This is a genomic window from Corallococcus sp. AB030, from assembly GCF_003668965.1.
Lineage (GTDB): Bacteria > Myxococcota > Myxococcia > Myxococcales > Myxococcaceae > Corallococcus > Corallococcus exiguus.
In genome coordinates this window covers 1-5,032 of the sequence record NZ_RAWQ01000360.1, presented here as the reverse complement: position 1 = coordinate 5,032, position 5,032 = coordinate 1, and the positions used below count along the sequence as shown (strand labels likewise).

The 5,032-nt window shown below is 69.8% G+C and carries 4 protein-coding genes; all 4 read right to left on the bottom strand.

The window, feature by feature from the left end:
- On the bottom strand, window positions 1-1,320 hold a 1,320-nt coding region (locus tag D7Y15_RS42215), incomplete at its 3' end, for a serine/threonine-protein kinase (protein WP_148713022.1).
- A gap of 93 nt (window positions 1,321-1,413) precedes the next feature.
- On the bottom strand, window positions 1,414-2,316 hold the full coding sequence (locus D7Y15_RS42210; RefSeq protein WP_120581447.1) for a glycoside hydrolase family protein: 903 nt from the start codon (window positions 2,314-2,316) through the stop codon (window positions 1,414-1,416).
- 60 nt (window positions 2,317-2,376) lie between these two features.
- A complete protein-coding gene (locus tag D7Y15_RS42205) occupies window positions 2,377-3,453 on the bottom strand; it encodes an MBL fold metallo-hydrolase (protein WP_121756087.1) in 1,077 nt (358 codons plus the stop codon).
- A 76-nt stretch (window positions 3,454-3,529) separates the two neighbouring features.
- Window positions 3,530-5,032, bottom strand: a 1,503-nt coding sequence (locus D7Y15_RS42200; protein ID WP_121756086.1) for an ELWxxDGT repeat protein, incomplete at its 5' end; no start/stop codon positions are given.

Here is a 5,032-nt window from a genome sequence, read left to right as displayed (position 1 = left end):
CACGAGTGCAGGTGCTGGATCCGACACCGTCGCCACCACGGGCGGCACGGTGGAGCTTTCTGCCCGCGGGACTTCAGGCACGCGCCGGACCTGTGTCCACCAGACGCCACCGCCCAGCGCCAGCAGCGCCGCGCCCCCCACCGCGAGCCCCACCCATGGCGAGCGGGAGCGGCGGACCGGCGCGACCTCGGCCGTGGGCACATCCGGTGCCTCTTCTTCCTGGGACTCGCGCGTGATGATGCCCGGCGCGGGGGAAGGACGGGGCGTCTTGATGGCCCGGAGGTGGGGGACCGTGGGGATCTGGTCTGGCGTCGCGGGGTTCCGCCACGCCTTGAGCTCCTCCAGGAAGTCATCGGGAACCGCCAGCTCCCGGCCTTCGTTCAGCAGGTCTCCCCGGAACAGCACGCGCAGCAGGTGCGCGAGGCTCAACGACGAGAAGCGGGGATGATTCGCATACAGGAACCCCGCCAGCGCATCCCCGAACGCGTGACTGGTGGCGAAGCGCTGCGCCGGGTCCGGGCTCAGCGCCTGGAGGACGATGCGGTTGAGCGCCTCCGGCAGGTCCGGTCTCAGCTGGCTCAACGGTGGAATCTCGCCGTGAGCAATCTTCATCATCACGACATGCGGCGGACCATCCACGGGCAACCGGCCGCACAGCAACTCATACAGCACCACGCCGGTGGCCCAGACGTCCGTGCGCGCATCCACGTCCTCTCCGCGCGCCTGCTCTGGAGAGAAGAAGAGGTACTTGCCCTTCACCACGCCGGGTGCCGTCTTGAAGCCACGCAGCAGCTGCGCCTTGGCGATGCCGAAGTCGACGATCTTGACCTGGCCCTCGTAGCTGACGAGCACGTTGTCCGGAGAGATGTCGCGGTGGACGATGCCCAGCGGCTTGCCGCTGCTGTCCGTGCGCGAGTGCGCGTAGTGCAGGCCCCGGCACATCTCCATCGCGATGAAGACCGCCACGGGAATCGGCAGGGCGGGCAGCCCGCTGCGCATCGCGCGCTTGAGCACCTTGTCGAGCGGCTTGCCGTCGACGAACTCCATGGCGAGGAAGTACTCGCCCTCCACCTGTCCGAAGTCGAAGACCTGGGCGACGTTGCCGTGGGACAGCGTGGCGGAGATGCGCGCCTCGCTGATGAACATGGAGATGAAGGCCTCGTCGTCCGCGTACTCCGGAAGGACCTTCTTGATGAGCACGGGCTTGGTGACGCCCGCCGCGCCCACCAGCTGGGCATGCCACGTCTCCGCCATGCCGCCCCGGCCCAGCCAGGACACCAGCTCATACCTTCCGAAGGTGTCCCCCGCGTCGAGCGTCATGAGACGTCTACTTTAGCCCCAGAATCCCAGGAGCACCGAATAGACGTCTTCGCGTCTGTCCAACCCTGTGTGTAGGTTGGAACCTCACCCCGGTCAGGGCGACGGCTGCGCGGCCCCGGCGGCGAGCGTGACGTACAGGCGGCCCAGTTCGGTCAGCTCACCCGAGGCGCCCAGCAGGTTGATGGAGGGGATTTCATTGTTGCGGCCGGAGAACCACGCGTAGCGCTCGATGGAGGGCTCCGTCTCCAGATAGCCAATGGCATCCACCATGTACTTCTTCTGCACGTCCACGGTGATTTCGTTGTGCGGCCGGTCGCCGCACGCGAACTCCGTCAGCCAGAGCGGCTTGTTGTACTTCTTGAACTGCCCCACGTACCACTTGAGCGCGCTCAGGTCGCACGCGTACCAATGGATGGCAATGGCATCCACCTGACAGTTCGCGCAGGCCTTGAAGAAGGCATCCAGGTACACCACGGGGTCGGTGAAGGTGACGCCGTCCTCCGACACGCAGTCGCCGCAGTAGTTCACCGCCGGGGACACCAGCTTGAGTCCCTTGCGGCGGGCCACCTCCTCCAGCACGGGCCAGAGCGCCGCGGCCTGGCGGGGCGTCTTGTTCGCCTGCGACTTGAAGTTGGGCTCGTTGAATCCCAGCAGGACCTGCGCGCCCGCCGGAATCTCCGATTCGAGCTGGGCCACCGTGGGCGTGCCGCCCCAGGCCATGGGCACGAAGGAGACCTTCTCCGAGACGTAGACGCTGGCGGCGCCGCTCTCCGGCTTGGGCGACCAGTTGTACCACCAGCTCATCCCCGGGGAGAGCGCCTTCAGGTCCTCCGCCGAGTGATAGCCATACCCGAGGCCCCGCTTCGCGCTCTTCGTCACGCCGGGCGTTTGATCATCTGGCTTTGAGGGCTCCCCGGCCGCGGGGTCGCACGCCACGAGCGGCGACAGCAGGACGGCCAGGGACAGCGCGACGGGGATCCGGAGGGAGGGGCGCATGGCCAGGGACTCTACGCCCTTCACGTCGGGTGGGCGTCGAGCCCTGGCGTCACGCGGCCTTCACGTCACGGCGCCAGCCGGGGCCACGAGGCGGGGCTCGCCCACGTCGCGCCACCACGGCGTCACACCCTCCACGCGCGAGGGCTCCAGGCTCCGGCCCAGGCCCGGCGTGAAGAGGCGCACCTGCTGCTCCGTGGCCAGCTTCACCAGCGTCTCCACGGGCTCGTCCCACGCGTGCAGCGCCAGGTTGAAGGTGCCCCAGTGCACCGGCATCAGCGTGCCGCCGCCCAGCATGGCGTGCGCCTTGAGCGCGTTCTCCGGGCCCAGGTGGATGCCGCCCCAACTCGGGTGGAACGCGCCCACCTCCAGCATCACCAGGTCGAAGGGGCCGCATCGCCGGCCAATCTCCTCGAACTCTGTCGTGAGGCCGGTGTCGCCGCTGAAGAACAGCCGGTGCTTGTCCGTGGTGAGCACCCACGACGCCCACAGCGTCTTGTTGCGGTCGCCCAGGCCGCGGCCGGAGAAGTGCTGCGAGGGCGTCGCGCGGAAGGCCACCGGGCCCACGCGGTGCTCCTCCCACCAGTCCAGCTCGGTGATCAGCTCCGGCGCCACGCCGAAGGACTCCAGGTGGCGCCCCACGCCCAGCGCGGTGACGAAGGGCACCCGCCGCTTCGCCAGCGCCCGGATGGTGCTCCGGCACAGGTGGTCGAAGTGGTCGTGCGACACCAGCACCGCGTCCAGGTCCGGCAGCGCGTCCAGCGGCACGGGCGTGGCGTGGAAGCGCTTGGGGCCCGCGAAGGACACGGGCGAGACCCGGTCGCCGAAGACGGGGTCGGTCAGCACGCGCGCCCCGTCCACCTCCAGCAGCATCGTGCTGTGGCCCAGCCAGGTGACGCGCAGGCCGGTGTCCGGCGCGCGGGTCCAGGCGCCGCGCGGATCCTCCACCGGCAGCGGCGCGGGCGGCGTGCGCTGCGCGCCTCCGAAGAAGTATTCGCCCAGCAGGGGCAGCGCGTTCCCCTGGAGGCCGGCCCCCACGGGGGCGGTGTTGCGGAAGCCGTGACCCTCGAACTGACGGGAGGCCCGGCTGCGTTCGAGGCGGAGTCCCGCGCTGCGCGCGCTGTCGCTGACGGTGGGCATGAGAAGGTGTCTAACACCCACGCATCCGCCGGGCACGGCCACCCGCCTGGAGACCAGGCGGGGAGGCCCCATGCGCCTACTGTGCGTCTTCCGGCGCCACGCAGGCGTTGCTGAGCTGGGTGGACCAGAGCTGCGCGTTCAGCGTGTCGTCATAGGCGCTGAAGTAGACGCGGCTGCCCAGGCGGAAGAACTCGCGCGGATAGGAGGAGCCTCCCTGGGCCGGCGCGGCGATGTCCTTGAGGCGGCGCGTCCCGGCCCCCGTGCCGTTGCTCACCCAGGGTTCGATCCCGTCGGTGACCTGATAGGCGCTGAAGAAGACCAGGTTGTCCGCCGCCGCGTACACCGGCGAGCTGTACTCGTCCGACAGGCTGAGCGGCCGGCGCAGCAGCGTGGTGCCCCCGGCGGTGCCGTTCGTCACCCACAGCTGCGTGTCGCGCGGCGCGGGGCCGTTGCTGCCAATGGCCACGGCGAAGTACAGCTTCTTGCCACCCGGCACCTGGCTCACGGCATCGATGTATGGGAACGCCTCGCCCTGCGACGCGTAGTCATTGGGCAGGGTGACCACGGGCTCCGGGTTCCCGCCGGTGAGGGGCACCCGGTAGATGACCATGTACTGGGTGCTGTAGGACGTCGTCGTGACGTACGCGTACGTGCCCAGCGCGCCCAGCACTCGCATCCCGCGCGTGGAGCCGAAGGACGCCAGCCGCACCGTGCCGGCCGCCGTGCCGTCCGTCTTCCACAACTCCTGCAGGCCGCTGGGCTCATCCAGCTTGAAGAGGGTTTGCGCGCCGGTGGGGCGCACGTCGTTCGGGTAGGTGTCGGGGCCCGCGTCCAGCCGCTTCAGCTGGAAGGTGCCCGCGGAGGTGCCGTCCGTCCGCCACAGGGAGGTGGCGCCCTGGAGTTCGCGCACGAAGAACTGCAGCGCGTTGCCCTGCTTCGCGTCCAGGTAGCTCACGTCCACGCCGGTGCCGAAGTCGCGCACTCGCACCGTGCCCGCGCCGGTGCCGTCCGACCTCCACAGCTCATAGCGCGTGGCGGACGCCGTGGCGTCGTACGTCTCCTTGAAGAAGACCAGCGTGGAGCCGGCCGCCGTCAGGTGCGTCAGGTACGAGTCCTCCACGCCCGGCGTCAGGTCCTTCACCATCCGGGTGCCGGCCGTCGTCCCGTTGCTCACCCACAGCTCGGCGCCGTGCGTCGCGTCCGGCGCCTGGAAGAAGAGCTGCGCCGGGGTGGCGGTGAGCTGCGACAACAGCGGCGTCCAACTGCCCGCGGTCGCCGGGAAGCCCTTCACCTCCGTGGTGCCCGCGTCCGTGCCGGTGCTCCGCCACAGGCCGCGGCGGCTATCCTCGTCGTTCACCGCGAAGTGCAGCGTCCCCTGGAAGTCCACGAAGCTGCCCGGCCCCATCGCGAAGCGCGGGATGCCCAGCTCCGAGGGAGGCAGGATGCTTTTCACCCGCTGGGTGCCCGCGGCGGTGGGAAGGCAGAGGCCCTCGGCTGTCACCTCTGGGGCCGAGGTGGGTTCCTGTGCGAGTTCCGCCTCCGTCAGTTCCTCGGGAAGCGCCCCGCCGCAGCCCACCCC